This window comes from Nocardia sp. NPDC055053 (genome assembly GCF_053608285.1).
The window spans coordinates 64,875-90,415 of record NZ_JBSGVD010000014.1 but is presented as its reverse complement, the minus strand read 5'-3'; the positions used below and the strand labels follow the sequence as shown (position 1 = coordinate 90,415).

The window sequence follows — 25,541 nt, the reverse complement described above, 5'->3', positions numbered from 1 at the left end:
GATGCGCGGCGGGGGTTCCCGCCAGGTGGCTTTGCTGCGGTACCTGCTGATTCGGCTGCTGCTGATTCTGCCGACCGCGTGGTTGCTGGTGACGGTGGTGTTCTTCCTGATGCGGGTGATCGGCGACCCGATCAGCGCGGCCATGGGTGGCCGGCTCACCCAGGAGCAGATCGAACAGCGCAAGGAAGCGGCCGGGCTGAATCGGCCGATCCTGGCCCAATATTGGGAGTACATCACCGGATTCCTGCACGGTGATTTCGGTCGGACCCAGGACAACCAGGCGATCAGCGAGGTGGTGATCACCTACGGCGCTGCCACGTTCGAGCTGGTGTTCTGGGGGCTGGTCGTCGCCTTCGCCGTCGGCGTTCCGCTGGGCAGATACGCGGCGACACACCGGGATTCGACCTCGGACGCGGTGCTGCGGTTCTCGGCGGTGCTGGCCTACGCGGCCCCGGTGTTCTTCGTCGGCATGCTGTTCAAGCTGATCTTCTCGGTGTGGCTCGGCTGGCTCCCGGTCGGCGGGCGGGCCAGCACCGATGTCGAGCTCGCGCTGCAACATGTCTCGCCGAAGACGAACATCCTGATCGTCGACGCGATCCTCTACGGCGAACCGTCCTATGTGCTCGACGTGCTCGAACACGCGGTGCTGCCCGCGCTGGCCCTCGGACTGCTCACCGGCGGCATCTTCCTGCGGCTGGTGCGGGTCAACCTGATCCAGACGCTGCGCAGTGATTTCGTCGAGGCGGCGCGGGCGCGCGGGTTGTCCTCGCGCGTGGTCACCGGGCGGCACGCGGTGCGCAACGCGCTGATCCCGATCATCACGGTGATGGGCATGTGCATCGCGATGATGCTCGGCGGCGCGGTGCTCACCGAGACCACCTTCGAGTGGAAGGGCCTCGGCTATCAGCTCGCCGAGTATCTGCGGGCGCGCGATTTCATCGCGGTGCAGGGCATTGTCGCGTTCATCGCGCTGGTGGTCGCGGTGATGAGCTTCGTCGTCGACGCGATCGTCGCGCTGATCGACCCGAGGGTGAGGTTCTGATGAGCACGGCAACGGGCAAACGGCGGCGCCTGCCGGGTGCCGGCCTTCTGGCGAAGACGGCCGGGCTGCAACGGGTCACGCTCATCACGGGGCTGGTTCTGGTCGCGGTGTTCGTGCTCGTCGCGGTGTTCGCACCGCTGCTCGCGCCCTACGGCCTCGCCCAGAACTCTTCCGACGGTGTGGCTTTCGTATCGCAGCAGCCGCCGTCGGCCGAGCACTGGTTCGGTACCTCGGTGCGCAGCGAGGACGTGTTCTCCCGGGTGCTGTTCGGCGCGCGGACCGCGTTACTGGTGATCGTGATCGCGGTGGTGCTCTCGCTGCTGGTCGGCGTGCCGCTCGGGCTGCTGTCCGGGTACGTCGGGCGGTGGGTGGACCGGGTGCTGGTGCTGGTCATGGACGCCATCTACGCGTTCCCGTCGCTGCTGCTGGCCATCGTCGTGTCGATCGTCGTCGCGGGCGGGACGTCGAGCAGTCTCGGCGGGATGCTGTCGGCGGCCATCGCGATCACGGTTGTGTATGTGCCGCAATACTTCCGGGTCGTCCGCAATGCGACCGTGGCGGTGAAGACCGAACCGTATGTGGACGCGGCGCGGGTCACCGGTGCGTCGACCGCGCGAATCATGTTCCGGCACATCCTGTCCAATGTCACCGGGTCGCTGCCGGTGATCATCACCATCAATGCCGCCGACGCCATCCTCACGCTGGCCGCGCTCGGCTTCCTCGGGTTCGGCATCGAACCGACCCAGGCGGCCGAATGGGGTTACGACCTGAACAAGGCGCTCAACGATGTGTCCAACGGGATCTGGTGGACCTCCATCTTCCCCGGCACCGCGATCGTGCTCGTCGTCCTCGGGATGACGCTGGTCGGGGAGAGCATCGACGAGACGCTGAACCCGCTGTTGCGGACGCGCAGGGCGGTCACCACGGCCGAAGAGAAGGAGACGGTCGATGACTGAAACCCGCACGCCCGCACTGTCGGTCGCCGGATTGTCGGTGACCTTCGCGACCGACAGCGGGCCCGTCGCGGCCGTGCGCACCGTGTCCTACGAGGTGTTCCCCGGCGAGGTGCTCGCCATCGTCGGCGAGTCCGGCTCGGGGAAATCGGTGAGCTCGCGCACCGCGATCGGGCTGCTGCCGCACACCGCGCAGGTGCGCGGGCTGGTCAGCATCGGTGACCGCGCGGTGACCGCGATGACCGAAAAGCAGCTGACCGCGTTGCGTGGCGGCGAGGTCTCGATGATCTTCCAGGAACCAGCCCGCGCGCTCGACCCGCTGTTCACCGCGGGCTTCCAGATCTGCGAAGCATTGCGCGCGCACGGGGGGATGAGCCGGAAAGCCGCGCGCGCCAAGGCGATCGAGCTGTTGCGCACGGTCGGGCTGCCCGATCCGGAACACCGGGTCGACTACTACCCGCATCAGCTCTCCGGCGGGCAGAAGCAGCGCGTGATGATCGCCATCGCCATCGCGTGCGAACCGAAGGTGATCATCGCCGACGAGCCGACCACGGCGCTGGACGTGACGGTGCAGGCCGAGATCCTGGAACTGCTGCGCGATCTGCGCGACCGGCTGGGCAGTGCGATCGTGCTGATCACCCACAACATGGGTGTCGTGGCCGACCTGGCCGACCGGGTGGTGGTGATGCGGGCGGGTGAGGTCGTCGAGCAGGCACCGGTGCACGAGCTGTTCGCGAGTCCGCGCGCCGAGTACACCAGGGCGCTGCTCGACGCCGTTCCGCACCTGGGGTCGGCGACCATCGAGCGGCCTGTGATCGACCAGGAGGCCGAGCCGGTGCTCGACGTCAGCGATCTGGTCGTGCAGTTCCCCGGACCGTTCGGGCGGCCCGCGTTCCGGGCCGTCGACGGGGTCAGCCTGCGGATCCGGCCGGGGGAGACCCTCGGCCTTGTCGGTGAGTCCGGGTCGGGCAAGTCGACCATCGGGCGGTGCGTGGCGGCGCTGCAGCGGCCGACCTCGGGGCGGGTGCTGATCCGCGGGCAGGACATCGCCGAGTTGTCCCAGCGCAAGCTGCGGCCGATCCGGCGGCGCTTCGGTTTCGTGTTCCAGGACCCGGCCGGGTCGCTGAACCCGCGCCTGACCGTCGGCGAGTGCGTGGCCGAACCGCTCGTCGTGCACGGCATCGGTGATCGCGCGAGCATCCGCGAGCGGGTCAGGCACATGCTCGACGACGTGCGGCTGCCCGCCGGCACCGAGGACCGTTATCCGCACGAGCTGTCGGGCGGCCAGCGGCAACGGGTGAGCCTGGCCAGAGCGCTGGTCCTCGACCCCGACCTGCTCGTGGCCGACGAACCGACGAGCGCGCTCGACGTCTCGGTGCAGGCGGCGGTGCTCGAACTGTTCGCCGATCTGCAGCGCGGCTGGGGGTGGGCGTGTCTGTTCATCAGCCACGACCTCGCCGTCGTCGACCAGCTCGCCGATCGGATCATGGTGCTTCGCGACGGAACCTGCGTCGAGGAAGGCGACAACGAGCAGATTCTGCGCAACCCGCGGCACGAGTACACCCGTCGCCTCGTCGCCGCTGTTCCGGTCCCCGACCCGGTGCAACAGCGTGCCCGCCGGGCCGAGAACGCGGCCGACCGCCGCAAATCGCCTGCATCGGCCACCGAGCTGGAACAATGAGCTAGGAGCCGCACGACAGCTGAACCGGCGGATCACTTAGAGTTACTAGGCATCTATCCGCCGATTCGGTTTGGAGCTTTCCCCCACAATGACTGAACAGACACCCAGCGGTGCAGGCGCTTCCTACGCTGCGGCAGGCGTGAGCATCGAAGCCGGTGACCGCGCCGTCGAATTGTTCGGACCATTGGCGAAGAAGGCCAGCCGGCCCGAGGTGCAGGGCGGCATCGGCGGCTTCGCCGGTCTGTTCGCGCTCAAGGGCGGATACCGGGAGCCGCTGCTCGCCGCGTCCACCGACGGCGTCGGCACCAAGATCGCCGTCGCCCAGGCGCTGGACAAGCACGACACCGTCGGCCTCGACCTGGTCGCCATGGTCGTCGACGACCTGGTGGTCTGTGGCGCCGAGCCGCTGTTCCTGCAGGACTACATCGCCATCGGCAAGGTCATCCCGGAGAAGGTCGCCGAGCTGGTCTCCGGCATCGCCGAGGGCTGCATCAAGGCGGGCTGCGCGCTGCTCGGCGGCGAGACCGCCGAGCACCCAGGCCTGATGGACCCGGACGACTACGACCTGTCCGCCACCGGCGTCGGTGTCGTCGAGGCCGATTCGGTGCTCGGCCCCGACCGGGTGCGCCCCGGTGACGTCGTCATCGCGATGGGCTCCTCCGGCCTGCACTCCAACGGCTACAGCCTGGCCCGCAAGGTCCTGCTCGACATCGACCGGATGTCGCTGACCGGCTACGTCGAGGAGTTCGGCCGCACCCTCGGTGAGGAACTGCTCGAGCCGACCCGCATCTACGCCAAGGACTGCCTGGCGCTGATCGCCGAGACCGATGTGCGTACCTTCTCGCACGTCACCGGTGGCGGTCTGGCCGCCAACCTGGCGCGCGTGCTGCCCGCGGGCTTGGTCGCCGAGCTGGACCGTGGCACCTGGAACCCGGCGCCGGTGTTCAAGATGATCGCCCAGCGCGGTCGCGTCGAGCGGGCCGAGATGGAGAAGACGTTCAACATGGGTGTCGGCATGGTCGCGATCGTCGCGCCCGAGGACGCCGACCGCGCGCTGGCGGTGCTCACCGCCCGCCACATCGACTGCTGGACCCTGGGCCAGGTCAAGAAGGCCGCCGACGCCGGCGCGCCGCGTGCCGTCCTGCTGGGTGACCACCCCAGGTTCTGACGCACTACAGCCTGCACACCGTGAGCCGGGTCGCTGCTGCGGCCCGGCTCACGTGTTTGTGGTGGTTTGCGCGCCGCGGGAACGGCTAAACCTGACCGAAGGGGTCAGTGCCGGTCGGCTCGGGGTGGTCGGGGCCTCGAGGCGGCGAACACGACGAGCGTCCTGTGTGTGCACAGGACGCTCGTCGTGTATTCGGATGTTCGCCGTACTGCTGCGAGCCTGGGTCGCTGCCGGAACAACGGTTGAAGGGGGAGGCCGTCGTGGCCTCCCCCTTCACCGGCGTTCGGTCAGCGACGCCAGCTGTCGTAGTCGTCGTCCTCGTTGTTCCAACGGGACGGCGAATCGTCTGCGTCGTGCTCGTCGGAAATCACGCCGCCACTCCTTGGTTGGGAGTGGAGCGGAGTGCTATCCGACAGCTCGCGCTGAAGGCTCGCGAAGTCGGTCGGCGCGGAGCTGTACTTGAGCTCACGTGCGACTTTGGTCTGCTTTGCCTTAGCCCGGCCACGGCCCATGGCTGACCCCCTCGCGTCACTGCGGGGCGGCCTGGGGTTTGTTGGCGGCCCCGTTCGAATTAATACTCTTCCTGACAGACACTTTAGCGTGTGTCAGGCGGTCGCGCTTCCAGGAGTGGGTGAAGAACTACCGAACCGGTGCCGTTTGCCCCTTCTTCGCCGAGCGCACCCCGTCTCAGAGAACCCCCGGGATCGCGCGGATCACACCGACTCTGGCGTCGCCGCCGAGGACCGCGGTGGCCGCGAGGTCGGTGTGCTCGTCGGTCCAATCGACCCCGAGCCTGCGCAGAATCGCCAGCGTCAAGGGCATCCGGGCACGGTCGTGACCATCGTCGATCTTGTACGCGAAGGCCCTTCCGTCGGGCAGCGCACCCGCGTGCACACCGTCCGCGCCGATCTTGCAGAACAGGCCGGGGGTGGCCGCCATGGCCAGCAGGTCCGGGCCCTTCGTGCCCGAAATCACTCGCGGATTCGCCCGAACGGCATCGGCGATCCGGCGCGGCGCGGTGCCGGTGTCGGCCGTGGTGAAGCCGGCGAAGGCGCGCGCGAGGTTGACGAGTGAGACGGGCACGATCGGCAGGCCGCAGCCGTCGATGCCGAGGTCGGTTTCCGGTTCGCCGGTGACGTCGGCGATCGTGGCGAGCACCGCCTGCTGCAGGGGGTGCTCGACGTCGAGATATCCGGTGCGCGGCCAGTCGTTGATCACGCAGGTCGCGAGCATCGCCGCGTGTTTGCCCGAGCAGTTCATGTAGAGCGGGCTCGGGCCGGAGCCGGTGAGCGCGGCGGCGCGGGCGCGGTCCTCGAAGGGCAGGTCGGGTGGGCAGGCGAGGTCGGAGGGGGCGAAGCCGTAGCGGTCGAGCAGTCTGCGGACCAGGGCGATGTGGTCGGGCTCGCCGAAGTGCGATGCGGTGGCGACGGCGAGTTCGTCGTCATCGACGGGGTCGAAACCGTTGCGTAGCAGGGCCAATGCCTGCATCGGCTTGTTGGTGGAACGCGGGAAGATCGGGCCGTGCACCTCGCCGAGCTCGAGGGTGGGCGTGCCGTCGGCGTCGAGCACGACGACCGAGCCGCGGTGCACGCACTCACGAAATCCCGAGCGAACCACCTCGACCAGTTCCAGACTCATGGCCGGACCTCCAGGGGGACGTCGGTGCGGGTTCTGGTGTGCCGGTCGATCTGCATGCGGATGTCGTCGGAGATGCTCGGCTCCTCGGTGCGCAGCCGTTCCAGCAGCGCGGGGTCGGCGCCGGTGAACACGTCGCGCACGGTGATGCCGTGGTCGGGCACGTGCACCACGCGGACCTCGTCGCCCGCACCGACCGTGCCCTCGGTGAGCACCCGGAAGTAGGCGCCGGTGTCGGACTGGAGCGTGAAGCGCTTCACCCACTGGCGCTCGCCCGCCCACTGCTGGAAGGTCGAGCAGGGGACGCGGGGCGCGCTGACCTCGAGCAGGGTGTCACCGATCGTGACGTGCGCGCCGAGCACCGCGTCGCTGATCGGCAGCCCGCTCAGGCGCAGGTTCTCGCCGAACCAGCCAGCGGGCAGCTCGCGGTCGAGTTCACCGGCCCAGCGGTGGGCGTCCTCCTCGTCGTAGGCGTAGACGGCCTGGTGCACGCCGCCGTGGTTGACGGTGTCGCAGACGTGATCGCCTGCCAGGCCGAGGGCACGCACCGCGACGCGACCGTCGACGGGACGCTTATCGATGGCGGTCCGCCCGACGCGGGTGCGGACCTCGAGCTCGGCGTGCACGACGCACACGGCCTCCACCCGGCCGGTGTCACCGACGCGCAGGATCGGGCGGCTCATCGCCCGCGCAGCCGGTCGACGGCGGCCCGGCCCGGCTGCACGACATCGTCGGCGGGGATCGAGTCGGGGTCGATGGCGGCGGCCATGCTGCCGACCACCAGTTCGGTGCCCGCGGGGACCGACCGCTTGATCAGGGCCAGCGCGATCGGGCCGAGTTCGTAGTGGTCGACGACCGTGCCGAGCCTGCCGACCGTGCGGCCACCCGCGGTGACGTCGGCGCCGGTGGCCGGGCGCTCGTCGGCCGAGCCGTCCAGGTGCAGCAACACCAGGTTGCGCGGCGGCTTGCCGAGGTTGTGCACCCGGGCGACCGTCTCCTGCCCGCGGTAGCAGCCCTTGTTCAGGTGCACCGCGCCGTGCTCGTCGACGCCGCCGATCCAGCGGGCTTCGTGCGGGATGGTGCGCTCGTCGGTGTCGACGCCGATCCGGGGCCGCAGTTCGGCCACGCGCAGTGCTTCGAAGGCCCACATGCCCGCGGGCGCGGCGCCGGCCTGGGTGAGCTTGGTCCACCAGGAGGTGAGCTCGGCGCGGGGGATGACGAGGTCGAAGGAATCGGCGCTGGGCCACGGCATGCGCCGCAGGAAGCCGCCACCCGGCAGCGCGACGGCGGCGTAGACCTCGGGCAGCGCGGCGATGCCGAGCGCGTCGAGCAGCGTGCTCACCTGCGGGCCGAGCAGGCTCAGCACGGCGTAGTCGGGTGCGGGCTCGGGCTTGGCATCGGCCCAGAAGACCATCTTCTGCAGGAACGCGACCAGCTCCGCGCCGCGCTCGGCCTCGGTGTCGAGCCAGACGGTGCCGTCGAGATCGGTGAGCACGAAGTGGTGCAGCACGCGGCCGTTGAGATCGAGGTCGAGATTCTCGGCGCTGTGCCCGTCGGGCAGTGCGGCGATGTGCTGGCTGGTGATGGTGTGTAGCCAGCTCAGACGCTCGGCGCCGGTGATCCTGGCGACGGCGCGATGCGAGCGATCGACCACCGCGACGCGTTGCGCCGCGGCCTTCTGTTCGCCGAACGGATCACCGTAGTGCCACGCGACCGCGGCGTCCGGGGAGCCAGGTGCGCCCGCGACGGCACCCGGAGTGTGGAGAACAGGACTGGGGGCGACGACCACCGACACAAGACCCACTGTAGGCGCGTCCACCGACACGCGCCGCAGCCGGGCGTCCGATTCGGAGCAGCCGTAGGCATAACGGACCGATAACGCCTACGCTCTCCACATGGGAGAACGGGTACTTGTGACACTCGACGGCGCGGTCGCTGACGCGAACGCGCCGTCGCTTTATGCCGACGACATCGGCGCACTGCGCGGTGATGGCGTCTTCGAAACGATTTTGGTCCGCGACGGCACGGCGACCGCGCTGGAATTCCACCTCGCCAGGCTGCGCCGGTCCGCGCAGGCGCTGGAGCTGCCGGAGCCGGGGCTGTCGAAATGGCGCGCCGCGGTCGAGCTGGCGTGCAAGGAGTGGGGTTCGGAAGAGGAAGGCATGCTGCGGCTGATCTACACCCGCGGCCGCGATTCCGAATACGACGCTCCGGCGGGACTGACCCCGACCGAACCGAAGCCAACCGCGTACGTGCTCGTCTCCCCGGTACCGGCTCGGGTCGCCACGGCCCGCGCCGAAGGCGTGAAGGTGATGTCGCTGGCCCGCGGCATCTCGGTCGACCTCGCGCAGGCGGCGCCGTGGCAACTGCTCGGCGCGAAGACGCTGTCGTACGCGACCAATATGGCCGCGCTGCGGTTCGCGCGGCGGATGGGCGCCGAGGACGTGATCTTCCACAGCACCGAGCACCGGGTGCTCGAGGGCCCGCGCTCGACCGTCGTGATCGCGCGCGACAAGCAGCTCATCACCCCGCCCGCGAAGAGCGGAGTGCTGCCCGGGGTAACGCAGCGTTCGCTGTTCGCGGTGGCGGAGAAGCAGGGCTGGGAGTGCAAGTACCAGTCGCTGTTCACCGCCGACCTGTTCGACTGCGACAGCATCTGGCTGCTGTCGAGCATCACGCTGGCCGCGCGGGTGAACCAGCTCGACGGTGTGCGCATGTCGGCGCCGGACAATGCGCAGGAGATCATCGACATGGTGAATCTGGGGGTCGAACGGCCGGGGACCATCGGCGACTGGTGAGTCGTGTGCGGGGCACGGGTGGGCGTGCCCCCGCGGCGCCGGGAATCCCCGGCCGGACCGCGTAATATCCATCGTGCAGCAACCTTTTGGCGTGTCGTGGCGGTTGTCACGCTCAACAGGGGTCGATCCAGGCGTACGATCTACTACGACTTGTCGTAGTAGAAGCTGGAGGGTCGGATGGACATTGTGGACGTCTCCCGGTGGCAATTCGGTATCACCACCGTCTATCACTTCATCTTCGTACCGCTGACAATCGGTCTGGCACCGCTGATCGCCGGGATGCAGACCGCCTGGGTGATCACCGGCAAGGAACACTGGTACCGGCTCACCAAATTCTTCGGCAAGCTGTTCCTGATCAACTTCGCCATCGGCGTCGCCACCGGCATCGTGCAGGAATTCCAGTTCGGGATGAACTGGAGCGAGTACTCCCGCTTCATCGGCGACATCTTCGGCGCGCCGCTGGCGCTGGAAGCGCTCATCGCGTTCTTCATGGAGTCGACGTTCATCGGCCTGTGGATCTTCGGCTGGACCCGGCTACCGAAACTCGTGCACCTGGCGACCATCTGGATCGTTGCCTTCGGCGTGAACGCGTCGGCCTACTTCATCGTCGCCGCGAACTCGTTCATGCAGCATCCGGTCGGCGCGCGCTACAACCCCGAGACCGAACGCGCTGAGCTGGAAAGCATCTGGGCGCTGCTCACCAACAACACGACCCTGGCCGCGTTCCCGCACGTCGTCGCGGGCGCGTTCCTCACCGCTGGCACCTTCGTCGCGGGTATCGCGGGCTGGTGGATGGTACGCAACGCGCGCAGCGGTGATCCGGCGAAACTCGAGGACGCGCGCGTCATGTGGCGGCCGGTGGCGCGGCTTTCGCTGGTGGTGGTCGCCCTGGCCGGCGTCGCGGTGATCTTCACCGGTGACATCCAGGGCAAGCTGATGTTCGAGCAGCAGCCGATGAAGATGGCCTCGGCGGAATCGCTGTGCCACACCCAGACCGACCCCGACTTCTCGATTCTCACCGTCGGCACGCACAACAACTGCGACAGCGTCACCCACGTGCTCGAGGTGCCCTATGTGCTGCCGTACCTGGCCGAGGGCGAGTTCACCGGGGTGACCCTCGACGGCGTCGTCGACCTGCAGCAGACCTACAACGTCAAGTACGGGCCCGGCGACTACCGGCCGAACCTGTTCGTCACCTACTGGGCCTTCCGCGCCATGATCGGCCTGGCCGCCGGCTCGGTGCTGCTGCTGCTCGCCGGATTCTGGGTGACTCGCGGGGGCAGGGTGCCCGACCAGCGCTGGTTCTCCTGGCTGAGCCTGCTCGCGATCCCCACCCCGTTCCTGGCCAACGCCGCGGGCTGGGTGTTCACCGAGATGGGCCGCCAGCCGTGGGCTGTCGTGCCCAACCCGACCGGCGACCCGAACATCCGGATGACGGTGCAGCAGGCGGTCTCCGACCACGCACCCGCGACGGTTGTGTTCTCGCTGGTGGTGTTCACGCTGCTCTACGGCGTGCTGGCGGTGGTGTGGTTCTACCTGATCCGCCGGTACACCGTCGCCGGGCCGGACGAGCCGACACGGCCATCCACCGGCGACGGCCCCGACGGTCCGGACACCGGCGAGCACCGGAAACCGGAAGAGCCCGCCGTCGAACAACTTTCCTTCGCTTACTAGGAGCCGGTGATGGATCTGCAGCAGTTCTGGTTCGTTCTGATCGGCGTGCTGTTCACCGGCTACTTCGTGCTGGAGGGCTTCGATTTCGGTGTCGGCATGCTGATGCCGATCCTCGGCAAGGGCTCCGACACCCGCAGGCGCGTTGTGCTCAACACCATCGGCCCGGTGTGGGACGCCAACGAGGTCTGGCTGATCACCGCTGGCGGCGCGATGTTCGCGGCGTTCCCCGAGTGGTACGCGAGCATGTTCTCCGGGTTCTATCTGGCGCTGTTGCTGTTGCTGGTCGCGCTGATCCTGCGGATCTGCGCGATCGAATACCGCGCCAAGATCAACGATCCGAAATGGCGGGCCTGGTGCGATATCGGCATCGGGATCGGCTCCTGGATCCCGGCGCTGGCCTGGGGCTGGGTGTTCGCGAACCTGGTGCGCGGTGTGCCGCTGAACTCCGATCGCCAGATCGTCGGCTCGGTGTGGGATCTGCTCAGCCCCTACGCCCTGCTCGGCGGCCTGACGACCGGCATCCTGTTCGCCCTGCACGGCGCGGTGTTCCTGGTGCTCAAGACCGGCGGCGAGGTCCGTGCCGACGCGCAGCGCATCGTCCGGCTGCTGCTGGTGCCGACCGCGGTGATCGTCGGCGGCTTCGGGGTGTGGACCCAGCTCGCCTACGGTGCCGGCTGGACCTGGGCCGTGCTGGTGACGGCCGTACTCGGTCTGGTGCTCACCGGCGCGGCGAACGCGGCGGGCCGCGACGGCTGGGCCTTCGTCGGCACCACGTTGACGGTCATCTCGGCGACCGTGCTCATCGTCGGCTCGATGTACCCGAACGTGCTGCCCTCGACCATCAGCCCGCTCTACGACCTGAACATCTACAACGCGTCCTCGACGCCGTACACGCTGAAGGTGATGAGCTGGGCCGCTCTGCTGGCCACGCCGGTCGTGCTGGTCTACCAGGGCTGGACGTACTGGGTGTTCCGTCAGCGGCTGACCGTCGAGCAGATTCCGGCGCCGACCGGGCTGCCGCTGACCAGCAAGGACTGAGTGATGGTGCGGGCGGGCAGGTCGCAGAACGGGTCGGTCGTCGGTCGGCAGGCCGGTGCGGTCGTCGAACCGCGGACTGCCAAGCGCCGTCCCGTCGATCCCCGCCTGCTGCGGTACGCCCGCTCGGCCCGGCCCCACCTGGTGGTGTCGGTGCTGCTCGCGCTGGTGATCACGGCCACGATCGTGGTGATCGCCGTGCTGCTCGGCCGGGTGCTCGCCGCGGTCATCACCGACCCCGGCAAGCGCGAGTTCAGCGCGTGGACAACGGAATTGATCGGGCTGGCCGTCGCCGTGGCGGTGCGCGCGGCGGCGAGCTGGTGGCAGGCGCGGCTGGCGCACCGGGCCGGTGCCACCGTTGTCGCCGAGCTCGAATCGGCGGTGCTGCGGGCAGGCGCGGAACTGCCGCCGCGCGAACTCGACGCGCGCCGGACCGAGATCGCGGTCGTGGTCGGCAACGGACTGAGCGGCCTGCGCGGCTGGTTCACCGGTTACCTGCCCGCCTTGCTGCTGGCCTGTCTGGTGCCGCCGATCGTGTTGGTGGTCATCGCCTTCCATGATCCGACCTCGGCGCTGATCGCGATCATCACGGTGCCGCTGATCCCGCTGTTCATGGTGCTCATCGGCCTGCTCACCCAGGGCCGCGCCGAAGCGACTCTCGCCGCGACCACCCGCCTGTCCGACCAGCTCCTCGATCTGTTCGCCGGCATGCCGACGTTGCGTGCCCTCGGCCGTGAAGGGGCTGACGGGCCGAGCATGGTGAATCAGGTCCGAGCACTGGGTGATTCGCTGCGGCAGCGGACCATGCGAGCGCTGCGCATCGCGTTCCTGTCCTCGATGGTGCTGGAGTCGCTGGCGACCTTGAGTGTCGCGCTGATCGCCGTCGCCATCGGGTTGCGGTTGGTGTACGGGGAGATGAGTTTGTACGCCGGGCTCGTCGCGTTGATCCTCGCGCCGGAGGTGTACTGGCCGCTGCGGCAGGTGGGGGAGAAGTTCCATGCGGCGCAGGACGGGATGGCGGCGGGGGACAAGGCTTTTGCGGTGCTGGAGGCGGGGACAGGGAAGTCCGCGAGCACAGACAGGGCCGATGCGGGCCGCCGGGTTACGGGGGCCGGCGGCCGTCCAGGTCCTGCTGACTCGGGAATCACCGTGTGCGGGTTGACGATTGCGTCCCGCTCGGGAAATGCGCCGGATCGACTGACCGCCGAACTCGCTCCCGGGGCGGTCACGGTACTGACCGGGCCGAACGGATGTGGGAAATCGACCACGCTGCAAGCGATTCTCGGCCTGGTCGCCCCCGATGCCGGTGCGGTTCTGGTCGATGGCACCGATGTCCGCGAGCTCGACCCGGACAGCTGGTGGGCCCGCATCGCCTGGCTGCCTCAGCGACCGGTGCTGGTACCGGGAACACTGCGTGAGAATGTCGAACTGCTCGGCGCCCATTCCACCGCCGCCGACCTCGACGAGATCAGCGCCGCAACAGGTTTCGACACCGTACTGAACGAACTACAGGATCGCTGGGACACGATCGTCGGCCAAGGCGGCATCGGCCTGTCACTGGGTCAGCGACAGCGCCTCGCCCTCACCAGGGTGCTGGCCGCCCGCCGCCCCATCCTCCTGCTCGACGAACCCACCGCCCACCTCGACTCCCGGAGCGAACAGCAGGTGCTGACCACCCTGCGCGCCCTCGCAGCCGCGGGCGCGACGGTCGTTGTCGTCGGCCACCGGCCGACGGTGCTGGCCGCAGCGGACGTCGTCGTCCAGGTAGCCGGCAGCACCGCACCCGCCACCGACCGGCCCGAAGGTACCGGCTCCGATCGAACGACGCCTTCTGTCGACGACCACGCCCCCGCTGATGCGGTGCCGGACACCAGATTCGGCGCCGACGGCAGCTCTGCGAACTGCGGGTCCGGCACACAGACGATGAGCGATCGCGCGGAATCTCGAAGCTACGGCGTCAGGGATGGCGTGGAGGGGGTGTCGGTGTCGTGACTGGAGCCGGGCTCGAGCGTGGTGGGTCGCTGCGGCGGGATCTGCGGGAGATGCGGCAGCTGCTCGCGCTGTCGCCGTGGCGGGTCGTGGTGGCGATCGCCTGGGGTGTGGCGGCGCTCGGTAGTGGGCTCGGGCTGGCCGCGCTGGCGGCGTGGTTGATCGCGCGGGCCTGGCAGATGCCGCCGGTGTTGTATCTCAGTGTGGCGGTGGTCGCGGTGCGGGCGCTGGGCATCTCGCGGGGGTTGTGCCGGTATCTGGAGCGGCTGGCCACCCACGATGTGGCGCTGCGGGCGATGACCACGGCGCGGACGACGGTGTATCGCACGCTCGCGCACGCGGATATCTGGTGGTGGCAGGGGACTTCGGCGGATCGTTCCCGGTCCGGCGGTTCGGACGCACCGGAACGCGGGCGTGATGATCTGCGGGAGATGCGGCGGGGTGATCTGCTGGTGCGGATCGGCGCCGATATCGATGACCTCGGTGCGGTGGTGGTCCGGGTTCTTGTTCCGGTCGCGGTGGCGGTGGTGCTGTCACTCGCGGCGATCGGGCTGATCGCGTTCATCTCGGTGCCCGCGGCGATGATTCTGGCTGTTGCCCTTGCCGTTTCGGGGATGGTGGCGCCGTGGCTGTCGGGCGTCGCGGCGCGGGAAGCGGAGCAGGCCGTGCGCGCCGACCGCGCGGAGTTCACGGCGGAGGCGGTCACCGTGCTCGACCATGCCGCCGAGCTGCGCGTCGCGGGCAAGCTCGACGCGGCACTCGCCCAGGCGGACAAGGCGACTCGGCGCGCGGTGCAAGCCGAGGACACCGCCGCCGCACACAGCGCCTGGGCCGCCGCCGCGACCCCGCTGTCCATCGGCGTCAGCGCACTGGGCGCCCTGCTGGTCGGCATCGCCGCCTACGGACCGACGGGTGGACTGCCCGGCGGCATGACCCCGATGGCCCTCACCATCCTCGTCCTTGTCCCGCTGTCGGCCTTCGAAGCCGTCGGCGCTCTCCCGGCCGCAGCAACCACTCTGACGACTTCCCGCGCAGCCCTGCACCGTCTCCGCGCCGTCGAGTCCGGCGAGGCCAGCGACGCCGAGTCAGGCGGCACTGGCGAGACCAGCGGCACCGCCGCGGCCGGCGCGACCGGAAAGTCGATCCGCACCCACGCGACCAGCGGGGTGGCCGGGGCAAGCGGTGGCGCGGTGGTTCCTGGCAGCCGGGTGGGCGGGGCCGCCGAAACGCTCGCCGGCGCGGGGTACAGGTTGCCGCGTATCCCGCTGCCCGAGGGGCGCCGAATCGTCGTCATCGGACCCAGCGGTGCGGGCAAGACGACCCTGCTCATGTCCTGGGCAGGCCTGTTCGACACTCCCCGTGACGGGGTCACCTTCTTCGCCGAGGACGCCCACCTGTTCGGCACCTCGATCCTGGAGAACCTGCGCGTCGCTCGCGGTGATCTCACCGTCGAAGACGCCGAAACCGCCCTGCGCGCAGTCGGACTCGGCCCCTGGCTCGACTCCCTGCCCGACGGCGTGCACACCGGGCTGACCGCGGGGGCGGCCGCGGTATCGGGCGGACAGCGCAGACGCATCCTCCTCGCCCGCGCACTCGTCGCCCCGGCCACCACCCTGCTGCTCGACGAGCCAACCGAACACCTGGCCGCCGCCGAAGGCGAACAACTGCTCCGGGATCTGCTCGATGCCGGCAGCGGCCTGGTCGACCCGGACCGCACGGTCGTCGTCGTCACCCACCAGCTCCCGGTGGACCACCGCGCCGACACCGTCGTCACCGTCGACCCCACCGGCGCCTGCCACCTCACCCACCGGGCACCCTGACCGGCATCCGCCCAGGTCGGCGCGACGAGAAAATCAATTGCCGAGCTCACGACGCGCAGATAGATTCGTCAGTACACAAGAGAGGAGGTGGTCTGAAGAATGTATGTTCATCGGATGCGTGAGGTGGCTGCCCGCTAGCAGCTCCACTGCGGGAGATTCCCCAGCGGTGCGCTGAGCGAATCCCAGGCAGTCACCCGACCCCCGAGCCCCCGGACGATCCAACCGGGACCATCGCGTTCACGAACGCAGTGGAACGGCTCGGGGGTCGCTCCATTTCTCCGGAGAACGTCGAAGGCCCCGCGCAGCAAGCGCGGGGCCTTCGGTGCGTCTGTCAGCCGATATAGCGCTGCAAGCGGGCCGAGAGGCGGGGTTCGAGGGCGCCGTCGGCGTCTACTCGTTCCTCGACGTAGGCCAGGTCGCCGCCTTCGACGATGCCGTAGAGGCGCTTGGCGCCGCCGAGGACCGCGCCGGACTGGCTGCGGATCACCACGTCGGTGGCCAGTTCCCAGGAGGACTGGGTGCGGGCGGTGCCGTAGAACAGCTCGACGATGCCGTTGCTGTGGGTGAGCAGGAGTTCGAGCATCTCGTCGTCACCCTCGGTGCCGACGCGCCAGAAGCCGCTCTCGCGCAGATCGGGGCGCTCGTAGTTGCCCTCGGAGTCGAGCTTCCAGGACTGCGATTCCCAGACCAGGTAGTCGCCGCCGTCGTGCGAGACGACGATCTGCTGGCCGAACCGGTAGTCACCGTCGGCGGAATGATTGCCTTCGCCCTCGCCGCGCCACACGCCGACCAGCGGCAGCAGCGCCAGCATGGCGTGGTTCAGGTCGGGACCTTCGCGCAGGTTCGCGGTGTCGGTAGGCAGGGGAAGACCTGCCAGGACCGCGATGTTCCTGACACCGGTCTCCTTGGCCCGTTCGGCGGCGACGTTGACTGCCTCGTCACCGCTGCGACGCTCGGCCGGAGCGTCTTGGTTGCTCGCTCGCTCGGCCGGTTCGGAACCTTCGCTCGCGAGCCCGCTCATGACTCGGTGAAGAGCCGGTAGAAGACGTACAGGCCGAACCAGCCGATGAGGATCGACACGACGACAAGGAGAATCTCGAAGAAGAGGACCACGAATCGGAGTCTAGCGAGTCCGGTGAGTGGACACGAAAACGGCCCTGGTAGTTCCCGCACAGGAACTACCAGGGCCGTTGTGAGGTTTCTTACTTCGCGACCGCGACGTCCACCGAGTGGATGCCCGCGCCCTCGGGGGTGACCGAGGCCGAGCCGTTGCCCGACGAGGACAGCGCGCGCAGGGTCCACGAACCCGGCGCGGCGAAGAAGCGGAAGTCACCGGTGCCGGAGGCGACGACCTCGGCGGTGAAATCACCGTTGCCGTCGAGCAGACGCACGAACGCGCCGCCCACCGGCTGACCGTCGGCGCTCAGGACGCGGCCGGTGATGACCGTCTCCTTCTCCACGTCGACACCGGCCGGGATGGCCTGACCCTGGGTAGGTGCTGCACACATATTGATTACGCTCCCAACTCGATAGGCACGCCGACGAGCGAACCGTATTCGGTCCAGCTGCCGTCGTAGTTCTTGACGTTCTGGTGGCCGAGCAGCTCCTGCAGCACGAACCAGGTGTGCGAGGAACGCTCGCCGATGCGGCAGTAGGCGATGGTCTCCTTCTCGCCGTCCAGGCCCGCGTCCTTGTACAGCTCGGCGAGCTCGGCGTCGGTACGGAAGGTGCCGTCCTCGTTGGCCGCCTTGCTCCACGGCACGTTGATCGCGGTCGGGATGTGGCCGGCCCGCTGGCTCTGCTCCTGCGGCAGGTGCGCGGGAGCCAGGATCTTGCCGGAGAACTCGTCGGGCGAACGCACGTCGACCAGGTTCTTGGCGCCGATGGCCGCGATGACCTCGTCGCGGAACGCGCGGATGGAGTTGTCGGGCGCCGAGGCCTTGTACTGGGTGGCCGGGCGCGAGACCGCGTCACGCGAGAGCGGACGACCGTCGAGCTCCCACTTCTTGCGGCCACCGTTGAGCAGCTTGACGTCGTTGTGGCCGTACAGCTTGAAGTACCAGTAGGCGTACGCCGCGAACCAGTTGTTGTTGCCGCCGTAGAGCACGACGGTGTCGTCGTTGCCGATACCGCGCGCCGAGAGCAGGTCGGAGAACTGCTCCTGGTTCACGAAGTCGCGGCGAACCTGATCCTGCAGGTCGGTCTTCCAGTCGAGGCGGATGGCGCCTTCGATGTGGCCACCCTCGTAGGCGGAGGTGTCCTCGTCGACCTCGACGAAGACCACGCCGGGGGCGTTGAGGTTCTCTTCGGCCCAGTCAACGGAGACCAGGACATCGGAGCGAGCCATGTTGTTCCTTTCAGAGATGACTTGCAGGGGTTCAGTTCGATGCCGGGGCAGTGGACCGGCGGAAGCGGGCCACCAGCGGGTAGATCTGGCAGCCCAGGCAGACCCCGAACGCCGCGTTCAAGAACGCCGCGAACAGAGCGAAGCCGGCGAACACCGCGCCGACGATCGGGGAGCCGAGCGCGAAGCCCAGCAGGGACAGACCGGCGAACGCGAAGCCGAGCAGCTGCGCGAAACGCAGCGGCGGCACGGGCTCGGTCTCGGTGGGCGGACCGAGCCGCGGCGCGATGAACGCCGCGTAGATCCGGCCGTAAGGGTTCTTGCCAGGGCCGCCCGACGCGCCGATCGCGAAGACGACGGCCTGCAGGCCGATCAGGATCGCGGCGGCGACGGTGGAGAGAGCGGCGGCGACGAGCACCAGAACCAGCACGCCGGTCGTCACCCAGGCCACGAAACGTGGCCCGCGGACGTCGACGCGCGGTGGGGAATCAAGGGAAGTGGTCATTGTGCGAACTCCTGCGCTGAGTCTGTTGACTTCGGAACTGCCGGTTCGCCGGGGGATCGAGACGATCACTCGCGCGGCGGACATAGGTCGGCGTCAGGAATCTCGTTCAGAGATGCCGACCGTTCAGCGGCACAGGCAGCAACAACCACCGAGCCGACACAGATCAACTGTGCGGCGTCGGGTGAGCATCAGCTCGTGGTCGGATTGCACGAGAAGCAGTTTACCCGGTCGTCCCGGGAAATGTCCCGGCCCCCCTGAACAGGGGGCTAGATCACACTGTCAGCGGCTCCAGCGCGGTGCGCAGATCGCCCGCCTTCGGCACGCCGGAGATGCGGAAACGCTCCTTGCCCTCGGCGTCGAAGACGAAGGTCGTCGGCAGCGAGAGGACGTTGAGTTCCCTTGCCAGCGCGGGGTCGGCGTCGATGTCGATCTCGATGTCGCGCGGTGCGTTCGGGGATTCGGACAGGTCGGCGGTGACGCCCGCGACGACCCGGCGGACCGCGTCGCAGGGGCCGCACCAGTCGGCCGAGAAGTGCAGCACCGCCGGGGTGGCGCCGGTGACGCCCGCCGCGTCGAGCAGGCGGGCGCGCTGCGCGGTCTCGGGATCGAGGGTGGCCGGGCGGACGCGGCCCTGATTGCGCCGCAGCAACAGGCCGACCGCGACGGCGGCCAGCACCACGGCGGCGAGGATGACGAGTTCGATCATTTTTGCTGCAATCGGTCCAGGTCGATGGTCAGGGAGCGGCCGACACCGTAGACGATGATCTGGCCGCCTTTGGCCTCCACTTCGGTGGGGGCGATGCCGAACGGCAGTTCCTTGGTATCGATCGTACGGCTGAAGCGCTCGAGCACGGCGGGCCGATCGACGTCGAGGATCTCGGACTTGGTTGTCGAGGCCGGGGTATCGGCGGTCGAGGTGCGGTCGGTGTAGAAGCGGGTGGCCTGGATCCGGATCTTGTCGCCGTCGAGCAGCAGATCGGCTTCGACCTGCACCTCGACCTTGGTCGCGTTGCTCGTCGGGACGACGCCGGGCCCGAGGATGCGCCCGTTGGGCGCGACCGGGAGGGAGCCCTTGAGGACATGGGCGCCCGCGGTGGTCAGCCCGGAACCGCCGGAACCGCCGGTGCCGTCGGACTTGTCGGCGGGCGGACCGAGTACCTGCAGGTCGGGGATGCCGAACAGGCGACCGAGCTCGGTCGGCTCGATCGCCATCTTGGCTTCGACGCGGTCGACCTGCGCGGTGCGCGCGGTGCCGTCGACCAGCTGACTCGCCGAGGCGTGCAGGCCGTAGAGATTGGCCTCGAGCGCGATCTGTCCGGGGATGTCGGGGCGCATGCTGCGGGCGCGGATCAGCACGTCGTCGTAGCGGCCCGACATCGCCTGGGCGAAGAACGGGAAGCCCTTGATGGTCACTTCGGGGTCGGCCGACAAGTCGGCTCCGGCTCGCAGCTGCCGCGATACGTGGTACTCCGTGTAGGCGGCGGCGCCGAAATCGATCACCACCGCCACCCCGGCCAGGCACAGCAGCCCGATGATCAGCTTGCGCATGCTGCTCACCCTAGCGGCGGGCGTCCTTGTACTTCTCCGTCGCACCCTCCGGTCAGGTCGGAAGTGGGATGGACGGCGGCAGCGACACCGCGACTCGGCCCATGGTTCGAGGTCATCAGCCTTCAGGGGCTAATGTTGCAATCGACTGACCTGTGTTTCGGCGACGTAGCTACGCGGCTGCTGTCGTCCGCGGAGCAACGAGATAGGAGGAGAGCCCGGTGGAGCTGCTCCTACTGACCTCCGACCCCAACCCCGATGCGGTGCTGCCGTCGTTGTCGCTGCTCGCGCACAACGTGCGGCCCGCGCCGACCGAGGTGTCGTCCCTGCTGGAGGCAGGCAGCGCAGATGTCGCGCTGGTCGACGCAAGAACCGATCTGGCCGCCGCGCGCGGTCTGTGCAGGCTGCTCGGCAGCACCGGTTCCTCGGTGCCGGTCGTCGCGGTGCTGACCGAGGGCGGCCTGGTGGCGGTCAACGCGGACTGGGGCCTGGACGACATCCTGCTGCCCGGCACCGGCCCCGCCGAGCTGGACGCGCGGCTGCGGCTGCTGGTCGGCCGCAACGGCGGCGTGGCCAGCCCGGAGAACACGGGCAAGATCACCCTGGGTGAGCTGGTGATCGACGAGGGCACCTACACGGCGCGGCTGCGCGGGCGCCCGCTCGACCTCACCTACAAGGAATTCGAGCTGCTCAAGTACCTCGCCCAGCACGCGGGCCGGGTGTTCACCCGCGCCCAGCTGCTGCAGGAGGTGTGGGGCTACGACTTCTTCGGCGGCACCCGCACCGTCGACGTGCACGTACGGCGCCTGCGCGCCAAGCTCGGCAGCGAGTACGAGTCGCTGATCGGCACCGTGCGCAATGTCGGCTACAAGGCGGTCCGCCCGGCGAGGACGCCCGCCGCCAAGGGTGACGTGGTGAGTTTCCACGACGAGGACGTCGACGGCGACGACTCGCTGGCCCCGCTCAACGGCAGCGCGCAGTAGCGCGCGCCGAGCAGCGCCAGGACGGTACGGCGCGGCGTGGTCATCTCCCCGCCGCGCACAGCGAGGAGGACGGCGATGTCGCAGACAGCAACCCTGACCTGGACCGATCGGGTCGATCCGGCGACCGCGCCGCTGGTGCGCGACCTGCTCGCCAGGGCGAAGGCGGCCGACGGTGTCGCGCCGGTCTCCGAGCAGGCCGTGCTCTCGCTCGCCGAGGCCGACCCGGCGACAAGGCATCTGCTCGCCGAACGCGCGGGCGAACTCGTCGGCTACGCGAATCTCGTTGCGGCACATGACGAACACCCCGCGATGGCGGAGGTCGCGGTCGACCCGTCCGCGCGCGGCGACGGCGTCGGCGCCGAACTGGTGCGCGCCGCCCTGACCGAGGGCGGACCCGGCGCGCGGGTGTGGGCGCACGGTGACCTGCCCGCCGCCAAGGCGCTCGCCACCGGCCTCGGCCTGGCAACGGCGCGGGAGTTGTGGCAGATGCGCCGGTCGCTGGCGACCCCGGAGCTACCCGACCTGGTGGTTCCCGAAGATCTCGTCCTGCGCACCTACGCGGGTCCCGCCGACGACGCCGAACTGTTGCGGGTCAACAACGCCGCGTTCTCCTGGCACCCTGAGCAAGGCGGCTGGACCGAGCGCGACATCGCGGCGAGGCGCGCCGAATCCTGGTTCGATCCGGCCGGGCTGTTCCTCGCCTTCGACGCCGCGGATCCGGCCCGCTTGCTGGGCTTTCACTGGACCAAGGTGCATCCCGACGCCGCGCCGGCGGGGGAGGTCTACGTGGTCGGCATCGATCCGTCCGCGCAGGGCCGTGGCCTCGGCAGGCTGCTGACCCTTGCCGGGCTTCGGCACCTGCGCGCCGAGGGGCTGGCGGAGGTGCTGCTCTACACCGAGGCCGACAACCGCGCCGCCGTGCGCACCTACACCACATTGGGGTTCGCCCCGGCGCATATCGACGTCGCCTACGCGCTGCCCTGAGCGATGCGAGACACCTCACACGGCGGGTGAATTCTTCTGCGCCGCTGAATATTGCGCGGATGACCGGGTACGTGTGAGTAAAACTGGGGCAAACGTCACATTCGTGGCCCTATTCGCGCCGGGGTGTTCATTCTCCGTTAACCCACGTCCGGCTCACTGTCAACCGGGCGACCCTAGGTTACTTCTGGGCGGCACAGTCGTCGCCTGGTGCGCGCGGTCCCCCGCGGTCCGCACCGCCCAACTCGCCCGGGCCGGTGAGGGACCGAGCGAGTCGTCCAGCTTTGTCGGAGGAAAAGTGAACTTCAAGCGCACCAGTGCCCTGGTCGGCGTCTTCGCCGTTGGCGCCATGACCCTGGCCGCCTGTGGCAGCGACGACAACACCGGTGGCGACACCGGCGCCGCCAACAGCAGCGTCGACTGCGGCGGCAAGAAGGCGCTGAAGGCGTCCGGCGCTTCCTCGCAGAAGAACGCCATGGAGCGTTTCGTCGCCGCCTACGAGACCAACTGCGACGGCTTCACCCTGAACTACACCTCCAGCGGCTCCGGCGCCGGCGTGAACGAGTTCATCGGCGGCCAGACCGACTTCGGTGGCTCCGACTCCGCGCTGAGCTCGAAGAAGGAAGAGCCCGCCAAGGCGCAGGAGCGTTGCGGCGCCCCGGCGTGGAACCTGCCGACCGTCTTCGGCCCGATCGCCATCACCTACAACGTCGACGGCGTGACCGACCTGGTCCTCGACGGCCCGACCGCGGCCAAGGTGTTCAACGGCTCCGTCGCCACCTGGGATGCCCCGGAGATCAAGGCGCTCAACCCGAACGCCAAGCTGCCCTCGGAGAAGATCGCCGTGATCTTCCGCTCCGACGAGTCGGGCACCACCGACAACTTCCAGCTCTACCTCGACGCCGCCTCCGACGGCGCGTGGGGCAAGGGTGGCGGCAAGACCTTCAACGGCGGTGTCGGTGAAGGCGCCAAGGGCAACGAGGGCACCTCGGCCGCGATCAAGAGCACCAAGAACTCGATCACCTACAACGAGTGGTCCTTCGCCAAGGCGCAGAACCTGTCGATCGCGCAGATCATCACCTCCGCGAGCAAGGACCCGGTCAAGCTGTCGGCCGAGTCGGCCGGTAAGTCGATCGACGGCGTGAAGGTCAAGGGCGAGGGCAACGACCTGGTCCTCGACACCAGCTCGTTCTACAAGCCGACCGCGGCCGGCTCGTACCCGATCATGATGGCGACCTACGAGATCGTGTGCTCCAAGTACGCCGACGCCGAGACCGGCAAGGCCGTCAAGGCGTTCCTGACCTCGGCTGTCACCAACGGCCAGACCGGTCTCGCCGACGCGGGCTACGTGCCGCTGCCCGACGCGTTCAAGACCAAGCTGACCACCGCGATCAACGCCATCTCCTGATCGCTTCGAAGACCATGACCACGCACCCTGAGGTGACCGCAGCGGGCTCGTCGAATTCGACGAGCCCGAGGGCGGCCGGAGATACTGCGACTATGCCGACCGAACCGAAAATCGACAAGGCCCCTGACGGGGGTCGTACCGGCCGCCTGAACGCCGAGACGATCTTCCGTTGGACGGCCACCGCGGCAGGCGCGACCATCGTCGCCGCCATCGCGTTGATCGCGTTGTTCCTGCTGATCCGCGCGGTCCCCTCGCTCCGGGCTGACGAGGTCAACTTCTTCACCAGCACCGAATTCTCGACCGGTGACGCGAACAACCTGCGCTTCGGCATCCGTGACCTGTTCATGGTCACGGTGCTGAGCTCGGTGTTCGCGCTCATCGTCGCGGTGCCGATCGGTGTCGGGATCGCCCTGTTCCTGACCCATTACGCGCCGTCGAAGCTCGGCAGGCCGTTCACGATGCTGATCGACCTGCTCGCCGCGGTGCCGTCCATCGTGTTCGGCCTCTGGGGCTTCCTGGTGCTCGCGCCGCAGATCGCGCCGGTCCAGCAGTTCCTCAACGACAAGCTGGGCTGGTTCTTCCTCTTCTCCGACGGCAACGTCTCGATCGGCGGCGGTGGCACCATCTTCACCGCGGGCGTCGTGCTCGCCGTCATGATCCTGCCGATCATCACCTCCGTCGCCCGCGAGGTCTTCGCGCTGACCCCGCGCGCCCACATCGAGGCCGCGCAGGCGCTCGGCGCCACCAAGTGGGAAGTCGTGCGGATGACCGTGCTGCCCTACGGCCGCAGCGGCGTGATCGCGGGCTCGATGCTCGGCCTCGGCCGCGCGCTCGGTGAGACCATCGCGGTCCTGGTCGTGTTGCGCACCGCCAGCCAGGCCGGTGAGTGGTCGCTGTTCGACGGCGGTTACACCTTCGCCTCCAAGATCGCTTCCGCCGCCTCGGAGTTCAGCGCACCGCTGCCGACCGGCGCCTACATCGCCGCCGGCTTCGTCCTGTTCGCGCTGACCTTCGTCGTCAACGCGCTGGCCCGCCTGGCCTCCGGTGGAAAGGTGAACGGCTGATGACCAGCACAACGACCCTCGACAAGCCGGTCAAAGCGCCTACCTTCCGCCACGTCAGCACCGGCAGGCGGATCAAGAACAACATCGCGACCGGCCTGGTCACCCTCTGCTTCGTGATCGCGCTGATCCCGCTGGTGTGGGTGCTCGGACTGGTCGTCACCAAGGGCATCACCGCGATCCTGTCCGCCGACTGGTGGTTCAACTCGCAGAAGGGCATCCTGCCGGATCAGACCGGCGGCGGTGTCTACCACGCGATCTACGGCACCATCGTGCAGTCCGCGGTCGCCTCGGTGATCGCCGTGCCGCTCGGCATCATGGCCGCGGTCTACCTGGTCGAATACGGTCGCGGCCGGCTCGCCAAGGTCACCACCTTCATGGTCGACATCCTCGCCGGTGTGCCATCGATCGTCGCGGCGCTGTTCATCTTCGCGCTGTGGATCGCCACCTTCGGTATGCCGCAGAGCTCCTTCGCCGTCTCGCTGGCGCTGGTCCTGCTGATGCTCCCGGTCGTCGTGCGCAGCACCGAGGAAATGCTCAAGCTGGTGCCCGACGAGCTGCGCGAGGCGTCCTACGCGCTCGGCGTGCCGAAGTGGAAGACCATCCTGCGGATCGTCATTCCCACCGCGGCCCCCGGCATGATCTCGGGCATCCTGCTCGCCCTTGCCCGCGTCATGGGTGAGACCGCGCCGGTGCTCGTGCTGGTCGGCTACAGCAAGTCGATCAACCAGAACATCTTCGACGGCAACATGGCCTCGCTGCCGCTGTTGATCTACCAAGAGCTGGCCAACCCGGAGGCTGCCGGTCGCGAGCGGGTCTGGGGTGCGGCGCTCACGCTGATCCTGATCATCGCGGCGCTCTACCTTGCCGCAGCCGGCGTCAACAAGCTGCTCACCCGGAACCGATAGAAGCGAACGGA

General features: G+C 68.7%; 24 protein-coding genes. 14 read left to right on the top strand and 10 right to left on the bottom strand.

The genetic code is table 11. The features are described 5' to 3' along the window. Position 1 precedes the first annotated feature (1 nt). The 4 genes from ACWF82_RS17020 (at position 2) to purM (ending at position 4,844) form a co-directional block, all read left to right on the top strand. Entirely contained in the window at positions 2-1,042 is a 1,041-nt protein-coding gene (locus ACWF82_RS17020; RefSeq protein WP_452502271.1) for an ABC transporter permease, read from the top strand. Then, the gene (locus ACWF82_RS17015; RefSeq protein WP_452502126.1) at positions 1,042-1,998 is read left to right on the top strand and encodes an ABC transporter permease; all 957 of its coding nucleotides are present in this window, start codon (positions 1,042-1,044) and stop codon (positions 1,996-1,998) included. Before ACWF82_RS17020 ends, ACWF82_RS17015 begins: the two co-directional genes overlap by 1 nt. Continuing rightward, positions 1,991-3,676 (top strand): ABC transporter ATP-binding protein, encoded by a 1,686-nt coding sequence (locus tag ACWF82_RS17010; RefSeq protein ID WP_452502124.1) that lies wholly within the window; start codon positions 1,991-1,993, stop codon positions 3,674-3,676. Before ACWF82_RS17015 ends, ACWF82_RS17010 begins: the two co-directional genes overlap by 8 nt. Before the next feature lie 88 nt (positions 3,677-3,764). Beyond that, the gene (gene purM / locus ACWF82_RS17005) at positions 3,765-4,844 is read left to right on the top strand and encodes a phosphoribosylformylglycinamidine cyclo-ligase (protein WP_189030046.1); all 1,080 of its coding nucleotides are present in this window, start codon (positions 3,765-3,767) and stop codon (positions 4,842-4,844) included. A gap of 287 nt (positions 4,845-5,131) precedes the next feature. Here the strand turns inward: purM and ACWF82_RS17000 are convergent, their stop codons facing one another. The 4 genes from ACWF82_RS17000 to ygfZ form a co-directional block, all read right to left on the bottom strand. After that, positions 5,132-5,356: a DUF3073 domain-containing protein gene (locus ACWF82_RS17000; protein WP_189030048.1), complete on the bottom strand. Its 225-nt coding sequence runs from the start codon at positions 5,354-5,356 to the stop codon at positions 5,132-5,134. Between the two features lie 175 nt (positions 5,357-5,531). Then, positions 5,532-6,482 (bottom strand): asparaginase, encoded by a 951-nt coding sequence (locus ACWF82_RS16995; RefSeq protein WP_452502121.1) that lies wholly within the window; start codon positions 6,480-6,482, stop codon positions 5,532-5,534. Beyond that, entirely contained in the window at positions 6,479-7,162 is a 684-nt protein-coding gene (locus ACWF82_RS16990) for an MOSC domain-containing protein (RefSeq protein WP_452502120.1), read from the bottom strand. The genes ACWF82_RS16995 and ACWF82_RS16990 overlap by 4 nt, the downstream gene beginning before the upstream one ends. Next, positions 7,159-8,274: a CAF17-like 4Fe-4S cluster assembly/insertion protein YgfZ gene (ygfZ, locus tag ACWF82_RS16985; protein WP_452502118.1), complete on the bottom strand. Its 1,116-nt coding sequence runs from the start codon at positions 8,272-8,274 to the stop codon at positions 7,159-7,161. Before ygfZ ends, ACWF82_RS16990 begins: the two co-directional genes overlap by 4 nt. A gap of 100 nt (positions 8,275-8,374) precedes the next feature. Here ygfZ and ACWF82_RS16980 point away from each other — a divergent pair, with 100 nt between their 5' ends. The 5 genes from ACWF82_RS16980 (at position 8,375) to cydC (ending at position 15,795) form a co-directional block, all read left to right on the top strand. Continuing rightward, positions 8,375-9,277: an aminodeoxychorismate lyase gene (locus ACWF82_RS16980; RefSeq protein ID WP_452502116.1), complete on the top strand. Its 903-nt coding sequence runs from the start codon at positions 8,375-8,377 to the stop codon at positions 9,275-9,277. A gap of 177 nt (positions 9,278-9,454) precedes the next feature. Further along, positions 9,455-10,951, top strand: coding sequence for a cytochrome ubiquinol oxidase subunit I (locus tag ACWF82_RS16975; protein WP_452502114.1), 1,497 nt, complete (start codon positions 9,455-9,457; stop codon positions 10,949-10,951). A gap of 9 nt (positions 10,952-10,960) precedes the next feature. Then, positions 10,961-11,989 (top strand): cytochrome d ubiquinol oxidase subunit II, encoded by a 1,029-nt coding sequence (cydB, locus tag ACWF82_RS16970; RefSeq protein WP_452502113.1) that lies wholly within the window; start codon positions 10,961-10,963, stop codon positions 11,987-11,989. Between the two features lie 3 nt (positions 11,990-11,992). Next, complete coding sequence (cydD, locus tag ACWF82_RS16965) at positions 11,993-13,978, top strand: thiol reductant ABC exporter subunit CydD (RefSeq protein ID WP_452502111.1); 1,986 nt, start codon at positions 11,993-11,995, stop codon at positions 13,976-13,978. A gap of 50 nt (positions 13,979-14,028) precedes the next feature. Then, a complete protein-coding gene (gene cydC / locus ACWF82_RS16960) occupies positions 14,029-15,795 on the top strand; it encodes a thiol reductant ABC exporter subunit CydC (RefSeq protein WP_452502269.1) in 1,767 nt (588 codons plus the stop codon). Positions 15,796-16,126: 331 nt separating this feature from the next. On the opposite strand, the gene ACWF82_RS16955 is transcribed toward cydC, so the two are convergent. The 6 genes from ACWF82_RS16955 to ACWF82_RS16930 all read right to left on the bottom strand — a co-directional run bounded on the left by ACWF82_RS16955 (position 16,127) and on the right by ACWF82_RS16930 (position 20,192). Beyond that, on the bottom strand, positions 16,127-16,816 hold the full coding sequence (locus ACWF82_RS16955) for an FABP family protein (protein WP_452502109.1): 690 nt from the start codon (positions 16,814-16,816) through the stop codon (positions 16,127-16,129). A 181-nt stretch (positions 16,817-16,997) separates the two neighbouring features. Then, complete coding sequence (locus ACWF82_RS16950; protein WP_189030076.1) at positions 16,998-17,303, bottom strand: DUF1416 domain-containing protein; 306 nt, start codon at positions 17,301-17,303, stop codon at positions 16,998-17,000. Positions 17,304-17,308: 5 nt separating this feature from the next. Next, positions 17,309-18,142 (bottom strand): sulfurtransferase, encoded by an 834-nt coding sequence (locus ACWF82_RS16945; protein ID WP_452502107.1) that lies wholly within the window; start codon positions 18,140-18,142, stop codon positions 17,309-17,311. 31 nt (positions 18,143-18,173) lie between these two features. Beyond that, complete coding sequence (locus ACWF82_RS16940) at positions 18,174-18,644, bottom strand: DUF4395 domain-containing protein (protein ID WP_452502105.1); 471 nt, start codon at positions 18,642-18,644, stop codon at positions 18,174-18,176. 271 nt (positions 18,645-18,915) lie between these two features. Beyond that, on the bottom strand, positions 18,916-19,350 hold the full coding sequence (locus tag ACWF82_RS16935; protein ID WP_452502103.1) for a thioredoxin family protein: 435 nt from the start codon (positions 19,348-19,350) through the stop codon (positions 18,916-18,918). Beyond that, positions 19,347-20,192, bottom strand: a complete 846-nt coding sequence (locus ACWF82_RS16930; RefSeq protein WP_452502101.1) for an LmeA family phospholipid-binding protein — start codon at positions 20,190-20,192, stop codon at positions 19,347-19,349. The genes ACWF82_RS16935 and ACWF82_RS16930 overlap by 4 nt, the downstream gene beginning before the upstream one ends. Positions 20,193-20,410: 218 nt before the next feature. Here ACWF82_RS16930 and ACWF82_RS16925 point away from each other — a divergent pair, with 218 nt between their 5' ends. From ACWF82_RS16925 to pstA, 5 genes are all read left to right on the top strand, one after another. After that, complete coding sequence (locus ACWF82_RS16925) at positions 20,411-21,172, top strand: winged helix-turn-helix transcriptional regulator (RefSeq protein WP_452502100.1); 762 nt, start codon at positions 20,411-20,413, stop codon at positions 21,170-21,172. 75 nt (positions 21,173-21,247) lie between these two features. Continuing rightward, positions 21,248-22,156 (top strand): mycothiol synthase, encoded by a 909-nt coding sequence (mshD, locus tag ACWF82_RS16920; RefSeq protein WP_452502098.1) that lies wholly within the window; start codon positions 21,248-21,250, stop codon positions 22,154-22,156. Positions 22,157-22,451: 295 nt separating this feature from the next. Continuing rightward, positions 22,452-23,561, top strand: coding sequence for a phosphate ABC transporter substrate-binding protein PstS (gene pstS / locus ACWF82_RS16915; protein WP_452502096.1), 1,110 nt, complete (start codon positions 22,452-22,454; stop codon positions 23,559-23,561). A gap of 92 nt (positions 23,562-23,653) precedes the next feature. Then, the gene (gene pstC, locus ACWF82_RS16910) at positions 23,654-24,625 is read left to right on the top strand and encodes a phosphate ABC transporter permease subunit PstC (RefSeq protein WP_452502094.1); all 972 of its coding nucleotides are present in this window, start codon (positions 23,654-23,656) and stop codon (positions 24,623-24,625) included. After that, a complete protein-coding gene (gene pstA, locus ACWF82_RS16905) occupies positions 24,625-25,530 on the top strand; it encodes a phosphate ABC transporter permease PstA (protein ID WP_452502092.1) in 906 nt (301 codons plus the stop codon). The genes pstC and pstA overlap by 1 nt, the downstream gene beginning before the upstream one ends. Positions 25,531-25,541 lie beyond the last annotated feature (11 nt).